This is a genomic window from Klebsiella sp. CSG-1, from assembly GCF_056521145.1.
Genome location: NZ_JBWNLD010000001.1, coordinates 239,746 through 259,754, shown reverse-complemented (window position 1 = coordinate 259,754; position 20,009 = coordinate 239,746). Strand labels below are relative to the sequence as shown.

Annotated in this window: 20 protein-coding genes; 11 read left to right on the top strand and 9 right to left on the bottom strand. The window is 59.1% G+C overall.

The genetic code is table 11. From position 1 onward, the window contains the following. Positions 1-68 precede the first annotated feature (68 nt). The 4 genes from AC007G_RS01285 (at position 69) to modC (ending at position 2,913) form a co-directional block, all read left to right on the top strand. Entirely contained in the window at positions 69-218 is a 150-nt protein-coding gene (locus tag AC007G_RS01285) for an AcrZ family multidrug efflux pump-associated protein (RefSeq protein ID WP_032688779.1), read from the top strand. Positions 219-389: 171 nt separating this feature from the next. Continuing rightward, positions 390-1,163 carry a molybdate ABC transporter substrate-binding protein gene (gene modA, locus AC007G_RS01280; RefSeq protein WP_032688777.1) on the top strand — a complete coding sequence of 258 codons (774 nt, stop codon included), beginning with the start codon at positions 390-392 and terminating at the stop codon, positions 1,161-1,163. Further along, complete coding sequence (gene modB / locus AC007G_RS01275; RefSeq protein ID WP_032688775.1) at positions 1,163-1,852, top strand: molybdate ABC transporter permease subunit; 690 nt, start codon at positions 1,163-1,165, stop codon at positions 1,850-1,852. The genes modA and modB overlap by 1 nt, the downstream gene beginning before the upstream one ends. Before the next feature lie 2 nt (positions 1,853-1,854). Continuing rightward, entirely contained in the window at positions 1,855-2,913 is a 1,059-nt protein-coding gene (modC, locus tag AC007G_RS01270) for a molybdenum ABC transporter ATP-binding protein ModC (protein WP_032688774.1), read from the top strand. Here the strand turns inward: modC and AC007G_RS01265 are convergent, their stop codons facing one another. Then, complete coding sequence (locus tag AC007G_RS01265; RefSeq protein ID WP_032688773.1) at positions 2,914-3,732, bottom strand: pyridoxal phosphatase; 819 nt, start codon at positions 3,730-3,732, stop codon at positions 2,914-2,916. It lies immediately after the preceding gene. A 173-nt stretch (positions 3,733-3,905) separates the two neighbouring features. Between AC007G_RS01265 and pgl the strand changes: the two genes are divergently transcribed. Then, positions 3,906-4,901, top strand: coding sequence for a 6-phosphogluconolactonase (gene pgl, locus AC007G_RS01260; protein WP_032697714.1), 996 nt, complete (start codon positions 3,906-3,908; stop codon positions 4,899-4,901). Between the two features lie 127 nt (positions 4,902-5,028). Here the strand turns inward: pgl and AC007G_RS01255 are convergent, their stop codons facing one another. The 8 genes from AC007G_RS01255 to AC007G_RS01220 all read right to left on the bottom strand — a co-directional run bounded on the left by AC007G_RS01255 (position 5,029) and on the right by AC007G_RS01220 (position 11,691). Then, positions 5,029-5,658 carry an NrsF family protein gene (locus AC007G_RS01255; RefSeq protein WP_032688770.1) on the bottom strand — a complete coding sequence of 210 codons (630 nt, stop codon included), beginning with the start codon at positions 5,656-5,658 and terminating at the stop codon, positions 5,029-5,031. Continuing rightward, the gene (locus AC007G_RS01250) at positions 5,645-6,202 is read right to left on the bottom strand and encodes a sigma-70 family RNA polymerase sigma factor (protein WP_032688769.1); all 558 of its coding nucleotides are present in this window, start codon (positions 6,200-6,202) and stop codon (positions 5,645-5,647) included. The genes AC007G_RS01255 and AC007G_RS01250 overlap by 14 nt, the downstream gene beginning before the upstream one ends. A 17-nt stretch (positions 6,203-6,219) precedes the next feature. Then, entirely contained in the window at positions 6,220-7,458 is a 1,239-nt protein-coding gene (locus tag AC007G_RS01245; RefSeq protein WP_142630135.1) for a protein-disulfide reductase DsbD family protein, read from the bottom strand. A 15-nt stretch (positions 7,459-7,473) separates the two neighbouring features. Further along, entirely contained in the window at positions 7,474-8,046 is a 573-nt protein-coding gene (locus AC007G_RS01240; protein ID WP_032688995.1) for a peroxiredoxin, read from the bottom strand. A 180-nt stretch (positions 8,047-8,226) separates the two neighbouring features. Continuing rightward, positions 8,227-9,030 (bottom strand): anti-sigma factor family protein, encoded by an 804-nt coding sequence (locus AC007G_RS01235; RefSeq protein ID WP_032697711.1) that lies wholly within the window; start codon positions 9,028-9,030, stop codon positions 8,227-8,229. Beyond that, on the bottom strand, positions 9,027-9,578 hold the full coding sequence (locus tag AC007G_RS01230) for a sigma-70 family RNA polymerase sigma factor (RefSeq protein ID WP_072000017.1): 552 nt from the start codon (positions 9,576-9,578) through the stop codon (positions 9,027-9,029). Before AC007G_RS01230 ends, AC007G_RS01235 begins: the two co-directional genes overlap by 4 nt. Next, on the bottom strand, positions 9,565-10,116 hold the full coding sequence (locus AC007G_RS01225) for a tetratricopeptide repeat protein (protein WP_032688765.1): 552 nt from the start codon (positions 10,114-10,116) through the stop codon (positions 9,565-9,567). The genes AC007G_RS01230 and AC007G_RS01225 overlap by 14 nt, the downstream gene beginning before the upstream one ends. A 291-nt stretch (positions 10,117-10,407) precedes the next feature. Next, the gene (locus AC007G_RS01220; RefSeq protein ID WP_142630133.1) at positions 10,408-11,691 is read right to left on the bottom strand and encodes a putative acyl-CoA thioester hydrolase; all 1,284 of its coding nucleotides are present in this window, start codon (positions 11,689-11,691) and stop codon (positions 10,408-10,410) included. A 250-nt stretch (positions 11,692-11,941) separates the two neighbouring features. Between AC007G_RS01220 and hutI the strand changes: the two genes are divergently transcribed. The 6 genes from hutI to AC007G_RS01190 all read left to right on the top strand — a co-directional run bounded on the left by hutI (position 11,942) and on the right by AC007G_RS01190 (position 19,880). Next, entirely contained in the window at positions 11,942-13,276 is a 1,335-nt protein-coding gene (gene hutI / locus AC007G_RS01215; RefSeq protein ID WP_185935625.1) for an imidazolonepropionase, read from the top strand. Further along, entirely contained in the window at positions 13,273-14,229 is a 957-nt protein-coding gene (gene hutG, locus AC007G_RS01210) for a formimidoylglutamase (RefSeq protein ID WP_032688763.1), read from the top strand. The genes hutI and hutG overlap by 4 nt, the downstream gene beginning before the upstream one ends. Before the next feature lie 56 nt (positions 14,230-14,285). After that, complete coding sequence (locus AC007G_RS01205) at positions 14,286-15,011, top strand: histidine utilization repressor (protein ID WP_032688992.1); 726 nt, start codon at positions 14,286-14,288, stop codon at positions 15,009-15,011. Positions 15,012-15,154: 143 nt separating this feature from the next. Further along, positions 15,155-16,840, top strand: coding sequence for a urocanate hydratase (gene hutU, locus AC007G_RS01200; protein WP_142630131.1), 1,686 nt, complete (start codon positions 15,155-15,157; stop codon positions 16,838-16,840). A 1-nt stretch (position 16,841) separates the two neighbouring features. Further along, positions 16,842-18,374 carry a histidine ammonia-lyase gene (gene hutH / locus AC007G_RS01195; RefSeq protein WP_032688761.1) on the top strand — a complete coding sequence of 511 codons (1,533 nt, stop codon included), beginning with the start codon at positions 16,842-16,844 and terminating at the stop codon, positions 18,372-18,374. Positions 18,375-18,473: 99 nt separating this feature from the next. Continuing rightward, on the top strand, positions 18,474-19,880 hold the full coding sequence (locus AC007G_RS01190) for an amino acid permease (RefSeq protein WP_032688760.1): 1,407 nt from the start codon (positions 18,474-18,476) through the stop codon (positions 19,878-19,880). Positions 19,881-20,009: the final 129 nt, after the last annotated feature.

The following is a 20,009-nucleotide window of genomic DNA, read 5'->3' as shown; positions in this document are numbered from 1 at the left end:
CACAAATGGGGCGTGTTTTTCCAGCTGAAGCGGTTACAATAAAGCATTCGTACTTTCTGGAGCCAACCATGTTAGAGCTATTGAAAAGTCTGGTTTTTGCCGTTGTCATGGTCCCGGTGGTGATGGCCATCATCCTCGGTCTGATTTACGGTCTGGGCGAAGTGTTTAACATCTTCTCCGGCGTAGGTCACAAAGATCGCGGCCAGCAGAACAACTGATTTCTCAACGCCCGGCTTTCCGGGCGTTTTCATTTCCTCTTTCTTTTTCACTTTTCCATCCTCTTTTCCTCTCTCTTTTGATCCTCCTCTACCTACCACCAATTCGCGCTGGGAAAACCCTGACCTTATCGTTATATTGTCATCTACATAACGCAACTACAGGAGTTTCAGATGGCACGTCAATGGTTACGCTTGTTTGCCGGAGCGACGCTAACACTTTCCGTCGCGGGTCACGCGCTGGCAGAAGAAGGGAAGATTACGGTGTTTGCCGCGGCGTCGTTAACGAATGCGATGCAGGATATTGCGAAGGCCTATAAGAAAGAGAAAAACGTCGATGTGGTCTCCTCGTTTGCCTCTTCATCAACGCTGGCACGGCAAATCGAAGCGGGCGCGCCTGCGGACCTGTTTATCTCTGCCGACCAGAAATGGATGGATTACGCGGTCGAGAAAAAAGCGATTGATACCGCCTCGCGCGCAACGCTGCTTGGCAACAGCCTGGTCGTTGTCGCGCCTAAAGCCAGCGCGCAGGGCGACATTGCGATTAACAACAAAACCGACTGGACCAGCCTGCTGAAAGGCGGCCGCCTGGCCGTTGGCGACCCGGAGCACGTACCGGCAGGGATCTACGCGAAAGAAGCGCTGCAAAAACTGGGGGCCTGGGAGACGCTGGCGCCGAAACTGGCGCCGGCTGAAGACGTGCGCGGAGCGCTGGCGCTGGTCGAACGTAACGAAGCCCCGCTGGGTATCGTCTACGGTTCCGACGCGGTGGCGAGCAAAGGTGTGAAGGTGGTCGGGACGTTCCCGGAAGATTCGCACAAGAAAGTTGAATACCCGCTGGCTATCGTCGACGGGCATAAAAATGCCACCGTCACCGGATTTTACGACTACCTGAAAGGACCGCAGGCGGCCGCCATCTTCAAACAATACGGATTTACCACCCGCTAATGATTTTAAGCGATCCCGAATGGCAGGCGGTACTGCTGAGCCTGAAAGTCTCATCCCTGGCGGTGGTGTTAAGCTTACCTTTTGGGATTTTTATCTCATGGCTGCTGGTGCGGCGCAATTTCCCCGGAAAGGCGCTGCTCGACAGTATTATTCACCTGCCGCTGGTACTGCCGCCGGTGGTGGTGGGGTACCTGCTGTTGATTGCCATGGGGCGGCGTGGTTTTATCGGCAGCTGGCTATATGACTGGTTCGGTTTGACCTTTGCCTTCAGTTGGCGCGGGGCGGTGCTGGCGGCGGCGGTCATGTCCTTTCCGCTGATGGTGCGGGCCATTCGTCTGGCGCTGGAAGGGGTGGACGTGAAGCTGGAACAGGCGGCGCGAACCCTGGGGGCTGGCCGTTGGCGGGTGTTTTTTACGATAACGCTGCCGCTGACGCTGCCGGGCATTATCGTCGGTACCGTTCTGGCCTTCGCCCGTTCACTAGGGGAGTTTGGCGCCACCATTACCTTTGTCTCCAATATCCCGGGGGAGACGCGCACTATTCCTTCGGCGATGTATACCCTGATTCAAACCCCTGGCGGCGAAGGGGCTGCCGCGCGCTTATGTTTGATTTCCATCGTGCTGGCGCTGGTTTCGCTGCTGATTTCTGAATGGCTGGCGCGCCTTAGCCGCGTGCGGACAGGGAAATAACAATGCTTGAACTCCATTTTACCCAGACGCTGGGCAACCACTGCCTGAGTATCAATGAAACGCTGCCTGCCAGCGGCATCACCGCCGTTTTTGGCGTCTCCGGCGCGGGAAAAACCTCCCTGATTAATGCGATCAGCGGCCTGACCCGGCCGCAGAAAGGGCGCATTGTGCTCAACGGCAGGGTCTTAAATGACACGGAAAAACGCATCTGCCTGGCCCCGGAAAAGCGGCGGGTGGGCTATGTATTTCAGGACGCGCGCCTGTTTCCGCACTATAAGGTACGCGGCAATCTGAAGTACGGCATGGCGAAAAGTATGGCGGGGCAGTTTGATAAGCTGGTGGCGTTGCTCGGTATTGAACCGCTGCTGGATCGCCTGCCGGGCGGCCTGTCCGGTGGAGAAAAGCAGCGTGTGGCGATTGGCAGAGCGCTGCTCACCGCGCCTGAACTTTTGCTGCTTGATGAACCGCTGGCCTCGCTGGATATTCCTCGTAAACGTGAGCTTCTGCCGTACCTGCAGCGGCTGGCGCGCGAAATACATATTCCGATGCTCTACGTCAGCCACTCGCTTGATGAGATTCAACATCTGGCGGATAAGGTGCTGGTGCTGGAGGAGGGGAGCGTCAAAGCCTTTGGCTGCCTGGAGGAGGTATGGAGCAGCAGCGTGATGCATCCGTGGCTGCCGCCGGATCAGCAGAGCACAATACTCAACGTGTCGGTCGCCGCACAGCATCCCCGTTATGCCATGACCGCGCTGGCGCTGGGCGAGCAGCAGATCTGGGTGAACTATCTCGACCGGCCAGTCGGCGAGGCGACGCGAATTCGCATCCAGGCCTCCGACGTATCGCTGGTGCTTGAGCCGCCGCAGCAGACCAGTATTCGCAATGTTTTGCCGGCCCAGGTGGTGCAGTGTCTTGAAACACACGGACAGATTGAAGTGCAGCTGAACGTCAGCGGCCGCACGCTGTGGGCGCGCATCAGCCCGTGGGCCAGAGATGACCTGGGGATCACGCCAGGTCAATGGCTGTATGCGCAGATTAAAAGCGTATCGATTGCCGCCTGATTACAGCAGGTTGCGGTTGATGAAGTCGGCAATACTGTTGCTTTCGTTTTCGCCAATGACCACGTTGGCGCGCGCTTTGACTTCCTCAACCGCATTGCCCATCGCCACGCCGGTTCCGGCGGCTTCCAGCATGCTGAGGTCATTATAGTTATCGCCAAAGGCCACCACGTCCTGCATGGACAGGCCCTGTGCTTCCACCCACTGCGTCAGGCGCTTGCCTTTGCTGTTGCCCGCGCGGGCAATATCGACCTGATCGTGCCACGACCATTCGCACTCCAGTCCCAGCGTCTGGCCCACATCAAGGGCAAACTGCTGCAGCTTAGGAATATCTTCATCGGTGAGGGCAAACTTCCACACCGACTGGACGTCGCGGGCGGCCTGCGCCAGCGAATCGACCTGGGTGAACACCGGACGCTGCTCGACGGGCAGCGACTGTGCCCAGCGGCTAGTACGGATAACGTGCCCGGTCGGGCGTTCATAGAGCATGGCGTCGTCAACATACATCAGACCGTGAATATCGTGCGCGGCGAGCATATCGGTCAGGCTCAACGCTTTATCAACCGGCATCGGATCGGACTGCAGAACCTTTTTTGCCTGATAATCATACAAATAAGTGCCATTACAACAAATTGCAGGTGTATCCAGAGCCAGTGCCTGATAAAAAGGATGGATAGCGACGTGATGTCGGCCAGTGACGACGATCACCTGGAACCCAGCCGCTCTGGCGCGGGCCAGGGCTTCCAGCGAGGCGGGCAGGATAGTTTTGTTGGAGGTGAGCAGGGTGCCGTCTAAATCCAGTGCAATCACGCGTGATGTCATGTGTTGTTTCCGGTTAATGATGAAAAAATTGCCTGACATGATGGTACACCGCTATGCCAGCGGGGCAAATTTTTCAGCATCTACCGTTAAAAGAGTCTATACATTGCATCAGCTCAGCAGCTTGATGAATGAAATGTATACGTTTTCCCTGTGCAGTGAGGAAAGGAGCAGTCATGAAACAAACCGTTTATACCGCCAGCCCGGAAAGCCAGCAGATTCATGTCTGGAGTCTCGATCTTGAGGGTAACCTGAAGCTTGTTCAGGTTGTGGATGCCCCGGGTCAGGTTCAGCCGATGGTGGTGAGCCCGAATAAAGAGTATCTCTACGTTGGCGTACGTCCGGAGTTTCGCGTCCTGGCTTACCGCATTGCGCCCGATAACGGCGCGCTGACTTTCGCCGGCGAAGCGGCGCTGCCGGGCAGCCCGACGCATATTTCGACCGACCATCAGGGCCGTTTTGTCTTCAGCGCGTCCTATAACGCCGGCTGCGTGAGCGTGACTCCGTTGATCGATGGCCTGCCGGGTGAAACGGTGGCCGTTGTGGAAGGACTGGAAGGGTGCCACTCGGCCAATATTTCTCCCGACAACCGCACCCTGTGGGTCCCGGCGCTGAAACAGGATCGTATTTGCCTGTTTACCCTCAGCGATGATGGATTCCTCGCCGCGCAAGAACCGGCGGAAGTGACCACCGTTGAAGGGGCCGGTCCGCGTCACATGGTGTTCCATCCGAATCAACAATACGGCTACTGCGTGAATGAACTGAACAGCTCCGTTGACGTCTGGGCGCTGAAAGATCCGCATGGCAAAATTGAGTGCGTCCAGACGCTGGATATGATGCCTGCCGATTTTACCGGCGTACGTTGGGCGGCGGATATTCATCTGACGCCGGATGGCCGTCATCTGTACGCCTGTGACCGCACCGCCAGCCTTATCACCATTTTCAGCGTATCCGAAGATGGCAGCGTGCTGTCGATTGAAGGGTATCAGCCGACGGAGGCGCAGCCGCGCGGTTTCAATCTCGATCACAGCGGTAAATATCTGATCGCTGCGGGGCAGAAATCACACCATATTGCGGTCTATGAGATCGCCGGTGAGCAGGGGCTGCTGACCGAGAAAGGGCGCTACGCCGTCGGTCAGGGGCCAATGTGGGTGGTGGTTAACGCTTACTAAGTTGCTGAGAAAAAAACCTCGCTGCGGCGAGGTTTTTTTTATCGGTTAGCGCAGCCTGAGGCGCTGGCAAACAAAGAGCCATCAACCTGACGGATGCCCCGTCCCGATCGGTAGCGGAGAACGCCCGTTAATCCAGCGCCACCCAGCGTCTGCCAACCAACACCGTCAGCGCCACGATCGTGACTATCGCCGCCAGATGCATGACAAAATCTATCGCGTGCAGATGTACCGGATGGCAAAACGCCAGCAGACTGACCGCCATGCTGGCAATGCCCAGTCCTGCCATCCCCAGGCTGCGCACCGGATGCAGCGTTCGGGTGCGGCGCAGGCTGGCAATCATCAGTACCATCATTGGCGTGCTGACCACCAGCAAAAAGGTAAAGCAGGGCGTGCTGTCGCTCTCCGGCACCCGCAGCGCCGGATAGGGAATGCTGCTGATACTCAGCCCCAGCCACATCAGGCCAATCGGCAGCAGGGCTTTCCAGCTGAGAGAACGCCGACCGGCAATACTCATCGTGAAGGCGCTACGAATCGCCAGCGCGCCGAGCACAAAAGCCAGCAGCAGCTGCACCACCGCCAGAGAGGCGCCAGGCTGTGACCAGTCGGTCGGGCTGCGTTGCACAAGGAAACTGGCGGCCGCCGCGCACGGCAGAGCCGCTGCCAGCCAGCTCAGAACCCGCCTGCCGGTCGATGGCAGGCGTTTCACCGGCCGCATGTCGCGCCCCAGCTTGTCTATTAACAGGTCATGATTCGTCATGATGAGCTCCAAAACGGCGCAGGTTTTTCAGCGCCCGATGCAGCAGCGATTTCACTGCGGCGACACTCAGATTATTATGTGCAGCGGCTTCCGTCAGGCTCATTTCGCGTAGATGGACATGCTCCACAATGGCTCGTTGGCGGGAGGGGAGCTGGCGCAAATAGCCTGCCAGCTCCTCCCGGCTATCCCGTTTTTGCGGATCCGCTAACGTTGCCGCTTCCGGCAACGTCTCTTCGGGGATCTCCCACTGCTGATAGCGACCGCGACGGCGCAACGCATCAACGGCCCGCGCCGAGATAATCGCCATCAGCCAGGGCAAAAAAGGGTAGGTCGGATCGTAGGTATGGCGTACCCGATGCACCGTCAGCAGCACATCCTGAATGACATCTTCGACTAACGCGTCGTCGGCGATTCGCTTACGTATCTGCGAACGAATGACCGGGACCAGCGCTTTTAACAGCCGGGTGTAGGCGAGCCGATCGCCCGCCTGCGCCTGCGCCATTAGCGCGGGCCAGCTTTCGCGCGCGCTATCGTTTATTTCCATAATCCGCCTTGTTGCGTTTATGCTTTTTTGCCGGTGGCCTGGTTCAGCGCGTTCACGACGATGCCCGGCGTCAGGAGCTGCGGCAGTACTTTTGGCGGCCCGCCATCGGCAGGATAGACCACGTACAGCGGCAGACCGCCCTGGCCAAACTGATTCAGCGCATCATCGACATCCGGATTAAATTTAGTCGAGTCTGCCACCATATACAGCGTCCCGGTTTTTGCCAGCGCGTCTTTTACGGCCTGGGTTGAAAGCGATGTCTTTTCGTTAACCTGGCAAGTGATACACCAGGAGGCGGTGAAGTTAACAAAGATCGCTTTGCCGTGGCCGCGCTGCGCCTCGACGGCCTGCGGTGTCCATTTTTCCGCAGCGCTCCCGGCGGTCGCGACAGTCTGTGCGCCGGGCGGCACGGAATCGGCCTGAATCAGACCGGCCAGCGGAGCAATAACCGCGACGGCGAGCACCCCGGTGACGGCGAACAGGCTCCTGTGCCCTTTGCCCTGAAAGCGGCGCTGCTGGGCTATACCATAGAGCCAGGCAGCAAAGCCCAGCACCACCGAGACCGCCAGTAGCGTCGCCAGCGCGCTGCTACCGGCCTGCTGCGCCAGTACCCATACCAGCCAGGCGTAAGCGCCGAACATCGGAAAGGCCAGCGCACGTTTAAGCATATCCATCCACCTGCCAGGCCGGGGGAGGAGAGAAGCCAGCGCCGGAAACAGCGAAACGAGGGTGAATGGCGCGGAAAAACCGAGCGCGAGGGCAAAAAACACGGCCAGCGCGCTGGCCGGCGGCTGCACCAGCGCATAGCCAATCGCACTGGCCATAAACGGCGCCGCGCACGGGGTTGCAACGACGATCGCCAGCGCCCCGGTCATCGCCGAGCGTACAAAGGCGCCGCGACCAATATCCAGAGCGCCGACGCGCTGCGCCGATAGCCCGACCTCAAACACCCCCAGCAGGTTCAGCGCGGCGGCGAGCATCACCAGCGAAAGCAGGGCAATCACCAGCGGCGATTGCAGCTGGAACCCCCAGCCGACAGCGACGCCGCCGGCGCGGGCGGCCAGCAGAACGGCGGCCAGCAGCATCATGGTGACCATCACACCAAGTAAAAAAGCCAGCCCTTCGCGACGAGCGCCCACGGCGTTATCCGCATGGCGCAGAAGCCCGAGCGCTTTCAGGGAGATAACCGGAAAAACGCAGGGCATAAAGTTGAGTATGATGCCGCCAATAAAGGCGGCCAGCATGGCGGTGAGCATCGCTGGCCTCTTTGTTTAGTGGGTTTGCGGGTGGGCGGCGTCGTACTGCTTGACGGCGGCCAGGGTTTTCTCAATATGGGCATCCGGATTTCGATCGGTGTAGCTGAGCAGAATCGTGTTGTCCGGCGCAATGACAAATGAAGTCCGGTCGGAAACGGTCTTGCCCTTCATCTCCATCAGCGTTTGATACTGCGCGGCCACTTTGGCCCCCGGATCCGCGGCGACGGCGAACTTATCGCGGCACTCCAGTTTAGAGAAATCGCTAACCTGATCGGTGTTACCGGCGGTGACGCCGATGACGGTGGCACCCATTTTGTTAAATTCATCGCTGGCTTCGGCGAAGTCGTGGGCCTCAATGGTGCAGCCAGCGGTAAATGCCGCCGGGAAGAAATAGAGCACCACCGGCCCCTTTTGCAAAGCCTGCTGCAGGGAGAAGGCGATCGGTTTACCGGCTAAGGCGCCCTGCAGTTCGAAAGCAGGGGCTTTCGCGCCGACGGGCAGCGCCGCGCCGGCGTTAAACGCGGTGGCGGACAGGCCAAGCGCGACGGTCAGGGTCAAAGAACGAGCAAGGTTTTTCATCAGTTTCATTATTAGCTCCAGCGATGTCAGGGCGTTCTGGTCAGGTGACTCTGCTATACAGTTCGCCGGAGTGAGAAAGAAAGTTTCGCCGGGTGAAAAATATTTAGCGGCCGGATGCGATGGCCGGCGGCAATTCTCAGCGAAACATCGCCGGCGATCGCTGGTCATCGCCCCGAACGGCGACGTTGGCTATGACAGTAAGTCCTGCAACTGGCGGGCGTTATCGTGCAATTGCGCGCCAGGATTGCGACCAATCAGCACAAACTGATACCCGTTAGCGCGCCACCAGGCGAGATTCATGCCGTGTCGCCGTTCCGCGGCTATCCTGGTATCGTTTTGCGGGCTGTCCGGAGAGATGCACAGCGCCATCGGCCCATACGCCGCGTGAATCCAGGCGATCTGCGCAATGGTGGTGCGCTCATAGCGCAGAATACGCACCATTTTTAGCTCGGCGCCCGGTAGCGCGAGCTGCTGCGGCTTGAGCGCTAAACCGATATCCTCGGCGGTACGCGCCAGGCCGCGCTGTAATATCGCCGGTGAACTGTCCATATCGAGCAGGGTTTCCGCGCTGTAGAGCGACATGTAACGGGCTTCAAGATCGCGAATGTTTTCGCTCTCATCAGGTTCACCGGCATCGGGACGGGCCAGATAGCCTAAGCCGCTGCCGATGAGTAAAAAAGTGAGCGAGGCGGCAATCATGGCGCGGCGACTAAAGGCCGGGAGAGGTGCAGAGCTCTTCGGCGCGGGCATTGCTGCCAGATGGGCATCAAGCCGGCTCCGCATGCGCGCGACGGGAGCCTGCTCCAGCAGCGGGGCAAACGCCTGCTGATAATTCTGCGCGATGCTCTTCAGTTCGGCGGTGCGTGCGGCCAGCTGCCGATCCTCTCTGAAGGCGGCTTCAAAGCGGAGGGCGTCGGGAGCGCTCATTTCGCCATCCAGCCAGGCAATAATGGCCTCATCGCCATAGGGGGGAGTAAAAAAGGATGATTTCACAAGCGTTTCTCCCTGGCTGCAGCGGCGGTAGCGGGGGCTTTTGCCAGCGTCGATCGCGCTGCCGCCAGCCGGCTCATCACCGTACCGATGGGGACCGATAGCGTGTCTGCCGCCTCTTGATAGGTAAAACCTTCAACATACACTAAAAACACCGCGTTGCGCTGGGCTTCCGGCAGGGCGCTGACCTGACGCATAAGTTGCTGATACTGGCGATGATCTTCATTCATTTCGCGATCGTCTGTGGCGAGCTGCGGGTCGTTTTCGACGAAGCCTTGCCCCCTTCGGACGTGACGAGCCCGCAGCTCGGAAATCCAGATGGAGTGGAGAATAGTGAACAGCCACCGGTCGATACGGGTGCCCGGCGTAAACTGCGCGCTCCGTTCGAGCGCGCGAACACAGGTTGACTGAACCAGCTCTTCGGCAATATCGCGATTGTGCGACAGAATTAGCCCGTAGCGCCAAAGACGGGCCAGATGTGCGGCAAGCTGTGAGCGAACGTCGCTGGTAGTAATTTTTTTACCCTCGCGATGAGCTTCAGGATTCCGGATGTCCGTTAATGGCGGCCTGCAAATCGCGATACTCCTCGCAGCTTTGACCGCAAATCCCGGAAATCACTTTGAGCTGTTCCTGCGCCAAATCCCGGCGGCCTTTTACCATCCACGCTTCGCCAAGATACTCACGCGCTTTGGCGTAGTTGGGCTCAAGCGCCAGCGCGCGCTGATAATAGCCAATCCCTTCATCCGTACGTCCGAGCTTACGGGTGGCATAGCCGCGATAGTTCCAGGCTTCGGCGGTATTACCGTTTTTCAGCGAATCCAGCAGGTTCAGTGCCGCCTGATATTCCCCTTTTTTCGCCAGATGATAGGCGTAGTTGGTTTTATCCTGGTCGCTAAGACTGCTGGTTTTATCCGGGACGCACCGTTTGCTGACGCTGTCATACACCTGTCCGCTGGGGCAGTCCGGCGTTTTGCTCTGGGTGCTGTTATCGCCCATGGCGAATGACGGCGATGCATATAACAAACATAGCAGTGCCGGAACCATTAAGCGGCGTGAAGCCGGCACAATCGATGAGATAAGAGTGTTCATTTTTCGTCTCCAGGGGCAACGATGCGGGTAACCCGGCGGTATCCCTTTCGCGGGGAAGCGTGCCGGAAGGCCGTTGTGTTGTTACAGAGAGTAAACGCATCAGCGCAGATATTTATTCGCCAGAAAACGCTATTTTTTGCACGCGCAAGAGAAGCGGCTGCGGTAGCGATCAATTGAGGGGGCGCAGCGGAGGAAAAAAGCAGAAGAGAAAGTCGCGAAAGAGCACGGCGCTAAGAAAAAGAGGGGGAAAAGAGAGGAAAAAGGGGGAGACGCGCTCCCCCTCGCGAAGATTTACTGCTTCGGCTCTGCGACAACCACGCTGCCCACGCCGCGGTTATTGTATTCCCACATGCGGTTGAAGCTGCTGTCGTTGAGATTACGCTGCGGCACGCCTTTCGCATCCGCGGCGCCGGTGTTGCCGCTGAACGCGCGGTTGGAAATTGCCGCGTCGGCCCACGGTTTCGCCACGTTGAAGCCTTCATTGATGGCGCTGTCGCGGATCACCACCTGGCCACTGGTGGCGCTGTCGACATCAAGAGAGCGTCCCAGTTGCGCCACGCCGTCGCCGGAGGCGGTAAAGCGGCTGTTCACGGCCAGGAAGCCGTAGGTGACGCTTTTCAGCGTTGCCGGTGCAAAGACGTAGGCTTCTTTCTGAGTGCGTGAATTCACGACGCGGAAATCGGTGTTATCAAACACCACGGCACCGCGGCCGGAAACGATATCAACATCGCCTTCAATGTAGCTGTTGCTCACCAGAGTACGGGTCTGGCGATCGTTTTGCAGACGGTTCTGCACGCCGCTGTTGGTGACGAAGAAGGTGTTCTGGCGACCCAGAATGTTGACGTTGTTAATCTGGACCTGGTCGCCATCGCTGCGCAGCGCAACGGCCTGGTGAGTCCCGGCATCCACGCTGTCGCCGAGGTTGTTGGCGATGGTCAGGTTTTGCAGCTGCAGGCCATTGTTCTGCGACCAGAATACCGCTGAACACATCACCCCGACGGTGGCGGCGCGTTTGCTCTGGCAGCTGTCAAACATATACCACGCCGGTTTACCTGGCATATATTTGCCGGCCGGGTTGACCAGGTGGCGCCAGGTGTTCACGTCCATCTCCGAGTCAATGGCCTGGCTGATTTTCACATCCAGCGGCTTCTCGCCGGTACCGTACAGCGTCAGCGCACCGGGTGCCGCAGGGACATAAACGGTACCTGTATATTCACCCGGCATAATCGCAATAAACTGACGACGATCGGAGTGGCGGGCGATAGCCGCATCAACCGCAGCCTGAATAGTGGTATGGGTTACGCCCTGAGCGCCCGCCGGGCCGACGACGAAGTCAGGCTGAGACGGTATGCTGATGGCCGCCGGGGTCCACGCCGCGGCGTTTGGATCCAGGGACTGGAAATAGCTTGCCGGAGTGAAGTTTTTCGCTTCATCAGCGGTTAACACAGGGCGAGAGGCGGTGCCCGGCGCAATCTGCGTCGAGGGCTGTTGATCGGCAGGGGTTGAGCTACAGGCGGATAACGTCACGCCAAAAGCCAGTGCCAGCGTCAGGCGGGAAACTGAGAATGTGTTCATGTTGCTCCGGGCAAGAATCAATTAACAAGACCTGTCATTCTTCAGGCTGCCTCTCTGTTGGCGTATTTGTTGATTTCCGCCGCAAAGCAACCCGAATGATTTGGGCAGGGCATTATACAAAAAACATGCAAGCGGCGTCAGGCCGGCAAGGTATGAATTACGCGTATAACGTCCTTTAAAACCTGCTTTTTATACTAAGTTGAGCGAAACGGGAAGACGCTGCGCGAAAAAGTTCGCCTGAACAGGTCAGATGGCCGTAGCGTCGGTCGCGTCCGGTCACAAAAAAATAACAATTACCTCTGCTTTTATTGACATTCCGCGTGGAATGAAAATAAATGTCTATACAACCCATGACAAGTTGACTGGTATGACTGAAGCCACCTCCGATCGCGTTATCTGGCGAAATGCCCGCCTCGCCACTCTGAACCCTGATGATTCGCAACCTTATGGCCTGCGGGAGGGTCATGCGCTGCTGGTGCGCAATGGCCGGATTGAAGCCATTGTGCCTGAAAACGATGCCCCTGCCGGGCGGAGCATTGACCTTGGCGGCAGGCTGCTGACGCCGGGACTGATTGATTGCCACACCCATCTGGTCTTCGGCGGCAGCCGGGCGCAGGAGTGGGAGCAGCGTCTGAACGGCGTCTCCTACCAGACGATCAGCGCCAACGGCGGCGGCATCAACTCCACGGTGCGCGCCACCCGTGAAAGCAGCGAAGCGCAGTTGTTAGCGCTGGCCCAGCAGCGACTGGACCGTCTGCTTCGCGAGGGAGTGACTACGCTGGAAATTAAATCCGGCTACGGGCTGGATCTGGAAAACGAACGCAAAATGCTGCGCGTGGCGCGCCAGCTTGCGCAGAACAATGCGGTCGAGCTGTCGCCGACGCTGCTCTCCGCTCACGCCACGCCGCCGGAATATAAAGACCGCCCGGATGCCTATATTACGCTGGTGTGTGAAACCCTGCTGCCGACGCTGTGGGAAGAGGGGCTGTTTGAAAGCGTCGATGTTTTCTGCGAAAACGTCGGCTTCAGCCCGCAGCAGACTGAACGCGTATTCCAGGCCGCGCAGGCCCGCGGTATTCCGGTCAGAGGGCACGTTGAACAGCTCTCTTCGCTGGGAGGCGCGCAGCTGGTGAGCCGTTATCAGGGGCTCTCGGCCGATCATATCGAATATTTAACGGAAGAGGGGGTTGCGGCGATGAGCCGCAGCGCGACGGTGGCGGTGCTGCTGCCCGGCGCGTTCTATTTCCTCAATGAAACCCGCAAACCGCCGGTCGGGCTGCTGCGTCAGTATCAGGTGCCGATGGCGGTGGCGACGGATTACAATCCGGGCACCAGCCCCTTTGCCAGCCTGCATCTGGCGATGAACATGGCCTGCGTCAAGTTTGGCTTGACCCCGGAGGAGGCGTGGGCGGGCGTAACGCGTCATGCCGCGCAGGCGCTGGGACGCCAGAATAGCCACGGCCAGCTGGCGGCGGGGTTTGTTGCCGATTTTGCTATCTGGGATGCTGAACATCCGGTTGAAATGGTCTATGAACCGGGGCGTAGTCCGCTCTGGCATCGCGTGGTGCGAGGAGAAATGCAATGACATTGTGGCAACCGACCCCCGCCGACATCTGGCAAGGGCGTGACGACAGCGCGGAAGCCGCCAATGCGCTGCGCCTGTTTCAGACTATCGTGCGGGCCGAACGCTTTGCGCCACAGGCGCTGCCTGGGGATATTGCCCTGCTGGGGTTCGCCTGCGATGAAGGCGTTCGCCGCAACCGCGGACGCACCGGGGCCGAAAAGGGGCCGGAAACCCTACGTCGGGCGCTGGCGAACATGGCCAGCCACAGCGGTCACGAGCGCTGTGTCGATATGGGCACCATCAGCGTCGCCGGTGAAGGGCTGGAGGCAGCCCAGCAGGCGCTGCGCGAAGCGGTGGCAGCCTGCCAGCGCGCAGGCAAACGCACGCTGGTTCTCGGCGGCGGGCATGAGACGGCATTCGGTCATGGCGCGGGTGTGCTCGATGCTTTCCCCGGTGAAAAGGTCGGGATCATTAACCTCGATGCGCACCTGGATTTGCGGATAGCTGACCAGGCCAGCTCCGGTACGCCGTTCCGCCAGCTGGCGCTGGAGTGCGACGCGCAGCAGCGCGGCTTTCACTATACCTGTATCGGCGCCAGCCGTGCGGCGAACACCCTGGCGCTGTGGGATGAGGCCGCGCGTCGTCAGGTGCGGGTTATCGAAGATCTGGAGGTGCTGGACGCCTTTGAATTACGCGTTGCGCCGGAAATCGCGCGTCATATTGCCCTCTACGACAGGCTCTATTTGACCATCGACCTGGATGTGCTGCCGGCGCGCGAAATGCCGGCGGTCTCGGCGCCTGCCGCGCTGGGCATTACGCTGGCGACCCTGTTGCGCATCGTTGAACCATTATGCCGCAGCGGAAAACTGCAGGCGGTGGATCTGGTGGAGTTTAATCCGCGGTTTGACATTGACAGTCAGGGGGCCCGTGCGGCGGCCCGACTGGCATGGCAAATCGCCCATTGGTGGCGCTGACGATTCAGTATATTCTGACCGTTTCGCCGCCCATTGCGTATAAGGAAAGACAGGCTATGTTTTCACAGCAACCTCGAACCGCGCCTGCCCCGTTTTATGAAAAGGTGAAGCAGGCGATCAGCGAAAAGATTCAGCGCGGCGTCTGGCGTCCCCACGACCGCATTCCTTCCGAGGCGGAACTAGTAGCCCAGTTTGGTTTCAGTCGCATGACCATCAATCGGGCGCTGCGTGAACTCACGGATGAAGGTTTACTGGTACGTTTGCAGGGCGTCGGTACCTTTGTGGCGGAGCCGAAAGGGCAGTCGGCGCTGTTCGAAGTGCGTAGCATCGCCGACGAGATTATCTCCCGTCGCCATCAGCACCGCTGCGAGGTGCTGCTGCTGGAAGAGACCGAAGCCGATCTTATTCAGTCGGCGGCGCTGAATGTCGCTGAAGGGACGCGGATTTTTCACTCTCTGATGGTGCATTTTGAAAACGACATTCCGGTACAGATCGAAGACCGCTGCGTCAATGCGGCGGTGGTGCCGGCGTATTTACATCAGGACTATACCGTCACCACGCCGCATGATTATCTGTCGCTGATTGCGCCGTTAACCGAAGGCGAGCATATCGTCGAAGCGGTACAGGCCAGCGCCAAAGAGTGCGAACTGCTGCATATCTATGCCCACGATCCTTGCCTGCTAATCCGGCGCCGTACCTGGTCTACCACGCATATTGTTTCCCACGCCCGTCTTCTGTTCCCGGGTAGCCGCTACCGGCTGCAGGGCCACTTCACTTCCTGACGATCGCTTGCGTCGGCAAAAGCGTGATTGCTGACGCAATATAACAAAATTGTATCATTTCTGTTAAATCCTGGCTTGCGTAGAGTTGTATAGACAAGTATATGTATCTACGTAAACAACGTTAATTGTCAGGAGAAACCCCGATGTCGCAAAGCAAATATCGCCAGCAAGACGTACGTGCACCGCGAGGCACGACGTTGAATGCCAAGAGCTGGTTGACCGAAGCCCCGCTGCGTATGTTAATGAACAACCTCGATCCCGATGTTGCCGAGAACCCACATGAGCTGGTGGTCTACGGCGGGATTGGACGCGCGGCGCGTACCTGGGAATGCTATGACGCTATCGTGAAGGCGCTGAAAAACCTGGAAAGCGACGAGACGCTGCTGGTGCAGTCCGGTAAACCGGTCGGCGTATTTAAAACCCACGAAAATTCACCGCGCGTACTGATTGCCAACTCCAACCTGGTCCCGCACTGGGCGACCTGGGAACATTTCAACGAGCTGGACGCAAAAGGTCTGGCGATGTACGGCCAGATGACCGCGGGCAGCTGGATCTATATCGGTAGCCAGGGCATCGTGCAGGGTACCTACGAAACGTTCGTCGAAGCCGGACGTCAGCACTATCAGGGCAGCCTGAAGGGGCGCTGGGTGTTAACCGCCGGTCTGGGCGGTATGGGCGGCGCACAGCCGCTGGCGGCGACGCTGGCAGGCGCCTGCTCGCTGAATATCGAATGTCAGCAGAGCCGGATCGATTTTCGTCTGCGTACCCGCTACGTTGACGAGCAGGCCACCTCGCTGGACGACGCGCTGGCGCGGATCAAGAAATACACTGCGGAAGGCCGGGCTATCTCTATCGCTCTGTGCGGCAATGCCGCCGATATCGTGCCGGAGATGGTGAAACGCGGCGTGCGCCCGGATATGGTCACCGACCAGACCAGCGCCCACGATCCGCTGCATGGCTATCTGCCGAAAGGCTGGAGCTGGGAAGAGTACCAGGCGAAAGCCGAATCTGACCCGCAGGGGACGATTCTGGCGGCCAAGCGTTCGATGGCCGACCATGTTCAGGCGATGCTGGCCTTCAACGAAATGGGCGTACCGACCTTCGACTACGGCAACAATATCCGCCAGATGGCGCAGGAGATGGGCGTCGACAACGCATTCGACTTCCCGGGTTTTGTCCCGGCCTATATTCGTCCGCTGTTCTGCCGCGGCATCGGTCCGTTCCGCTGGGTGGCCCTCTCCGGCGATCCGCAGGATATCTACAAAACCGACGCCAAAGTGAAAGAGATCATCAAAGATGATAAGCACCTGCACCACTGGCTGGATATGGCGCGTGAGCGCATTAGCTTCCAGGGGCTGCCGGCGCGTATTTGCTGGGTAGGGCTGGAGTGGCGCCAGAAGCTGGGGCTGGCCTTTAACGAAATGGTCCGCAGCGGTGAAGTGTCTGCGCCGATCGTCATTGGTCGTGACCACCTTGATTCTGGCTCGGTCGCCAGCCCGAATCGCGAAACGGAATCCATGCGTGACGGCTCCGATGCGGTGTCCGACTGGCCGCTGCTGAACGCCTTGCTGAATACCGCCAGCGGCGCGACCTGGGTGTCGCTGCATCACGGCGGCGGCGTCGGGATGGGCTTCTCGCAGCACTCCGGGATGGTTATCGTCTGTGACGGTACCGACGAAGCGGCCGCGCGTATAGCCCGCGTGCTGCATAACGATCCGGCGACCGGGGTGATGCGTCACGCCGATGCGGGTTACGACATCGCGATTGAGTGCGCGGCGGAACAAGGACTGAATCTTCCTATGGTGGCAGCAACGCAGGGGCAACGCTGAGATGAAAAACTTAACTCTGATTCCAGGTCAGCTGAGTCTGGCGCAGCTACGCGAGGTGTTCCAACAGCCGCTGACCATCACTCTCGACGAGCAGGCTTTTGCCGCCATTAACGAGAGCGTCGCCTGCGTTAACGCCATTCTGGCCGAAGGACGCACCGCCTACGGCATTAACACCGGTTTTGGCCTGCTGGCGTCAACGCGCATCTCTACGGACGATCTGGAAAACCTGCAGCGTTCTCTGGTGCTGTCTCATGCGGCGGGTATTGGTGAGCCGCTGGATGATGCCATGGCGCGTCTGATCATGGTGCTGAAGATTAACAGCCTTTCCCGCGGCTTCTCCGGGATTCGTCTGAGCGTCATTCAGGCGCTGATTCAACTGGTGAATAAAGGCGTCACGCCGTGGATCCCGGCCAAAGGTTCCGTCGGCGCATCCGGTGATCTGGCGCCGCTGGCGCACATGTCCCTGACGTTGCTGGGTGAGGGCAAAGCCCGCGTTGACGGCGAATGGATGCCGGCGCTGCAGGCGTTGAAAAAAGTCGGCCTCGAGCCGATTACCCTGGCGGCGAAAGAGGGGCTGGCGCTGCTGAACGGCACGCAGGCATCGACGGCGTTTGCGCTGCGCGGCCTGTTTGACGCGGAAGATCTGTTTGCTTCCGCGGTGGTATGCGGCGCGCTTACCACTGAAGCCGCGCTGGGATCGCGTCGTCCGTTTGATTCGCGTATTCACGAAGCGCGCGGCCAGCGCGGGCAGATTGACGCTGCGGCGCTGTACCGTCATGTGCTGACCGACAGCAGCGAGATTTCGCAGTCGCATCACAACTGTAGCAAAGTGCAGGACCCGTACTCTCTGCGCTGTCAGCCGCAGGTGATGGGCGCCTGTCTGACCCAGATTCGCCAGGCCGCTGAGGTCCTGCTGATTGAGGCCAATGCGGTGTCGGATAACCCGCTGGTCTTCGCCGCCGAGAACGAGGTGATTTCCGGTGGTAACTTCCACGCCGAACCGGTGGCGATGGCGGCGGATAATATTGCGCTGGCGATTGCCGAAATCGGTTCGCTGTCCGAGCGTCGTATTGCGCTGATGATGGACAGTCATATGTCGCAGCTGCCGCCTTTCCTCGTGAAAAACGGCGGCGTCAACTCCGGCTTCATGATTGCGCAGGTGACCGCGGCGGCGTTAGCCAGCGAGAACAAAGCGCTGGCGCACCCGCACAGCGTTGACAGCCTGCCGACGTCGGCAAACCAGGAGGATCACGTCTCAATGGCGCCGGCTGCCGGTCGTCGTCTGTGGGCGATGGCGGAAAACACCCGCGGCGTACTGGCCGTGGAGTGGCTGGCCGCCGTCCAGGGGCTGGATATGCGCGAAGGGCTGGCCAGCAGTCCGCTGCTGGAAGAGGCGCGTCATCTGCTGCGCGAGCGGGTTTCGCATTACACCCAGGATCGCTTCTTTGCCCCGGATATCGATAACGCTATTGAGCTTCTGGCAGCGCGCCATCTGACGCGACTGCTCCCTGCCGTCTTGCCTGGTCAGATCTGACCCTCGTTGTTTTCTGTACCCGTGTCGGGGGGATAACCTCCCCCCGGCCGTCCTACACGCATATTTGTCGTCATACAAAAATTATCAGGACACTTGCATATGCAACAACAACCACAATCGCCACAAAAGCCCCACCTGCTGCGCGGGCTGAATGCCCGACATATTCGCTTCATCGCGCTCGGTTCCGCCATCGGTACCGGGCTGTTTTATGGTTCTGCCGCCGCCATTAAGGCCGCGGGACCGGCGGTTCTGCTGGCCTATCTGATCGGCGGCGCGGCGGTATTTATCGTCATGCGCGCGCTGGGCGAAATGGCGGTACGCAACCCGGTTTCCGGCTCCTTCGGCAGCTATGCCCGCCAGTATCTCGGGCCGCTGGCCGGGTTTATCACCGGCTGGACCTACACCTTTGAGATGGTGATTGTCGCCCTGGCGGATGTCACCGCGTTTGGTATCTATATGGGGCTCTGGTACCCCGATGTACCGCGCTGGATTTGGGTACTGAGTATTATCTTCTTCATCGGCGCGATGAACCTGTGCCACGTGCGCATTTTCGGCGAAATGGAGTTCTGGCTGTCGCTGATTAAAGTGGTGGCGATTATTGCGATGATCGTCGCCGGCGGCAGCATTATTTTCTTCGGCTTTGGTCATGCCTTCCCGGCGACGGGGCTGGAAAACCTGTGGAGCCACGGCGGATTCGCGCCGAACGGCTGGCAGGGAATTATTGCGTCGCTGGGTATTGTGATGTTTGCCTTTGGCGGGGTCGAAATTATCGGCGTTACCGCAGCGGAAGCGCAGAATCCGAAGAAAGTGATTCCGCAGGCGATTAATACCATCCCGCTGCGCATCGTGCTGTTCTATGTCTGCACGCTGGCGATCCTGATGGCCATTTTCCCGTGGAACAGTTTTGGCGAGCAGGGCAGTCCGTTCGTCCTTATTTTTAGCGGTCTGGGGATTCCGGCGGCGGCGACAATCCTCAATATTATCGTGATCAGCGCCAGTATTTCGGCCATCAATAGCGATATTTTTGGCGCCGGTCGCATGATGTACGGCATGGCAAAAGAGGGGATGGCGCCTAAAAGCTTCCAGCGCATTGCCAGCAACGGCGTGCCGTGGATGACGGTCGTGGTGATGGGCGTGGCGCTGCTGGTGGCGGTGGTGCTGAACTATCTGATGCCGGAACAGGTCTTTGTGCTGATTGCCTCCCTGGCGGCATTTGCCACGGTGTGGGTGTGGCTGATGATCCTGCTGGCCCATTTCGCCATGCGTCGCGGTTTGTCGGCGGAAGAGCGTCGCCAGATTGCGTTCCCGGTGCCGTTCTGGCCGGTTGCGCCGCTGTTGACCCTGCTGTTTATGGGACTGGTGATTGCGGTGCTCGGGATGGTAGAAGAGACGCGAATTGCGCTGATTGCCGGTCTGGTCTGGCTCGGGCTGCTGACGATTATCTGGTATGCGAAAGTCAAAAAAACCGTGCGGATGCCGGTGGCTGAGCAGTCATCTTCGAGCTAATGAATCCCCGGTGGCGCTGCGCTTACCGGGGCTACAGAGGTGCTGTCGGGTCGCCTGGGTAAGACGTAAGCCGCGACCCGGGATGTTCCCCGGTGGCGCTGCGCTTACCGGGGCTACAAAGGTGCTGTC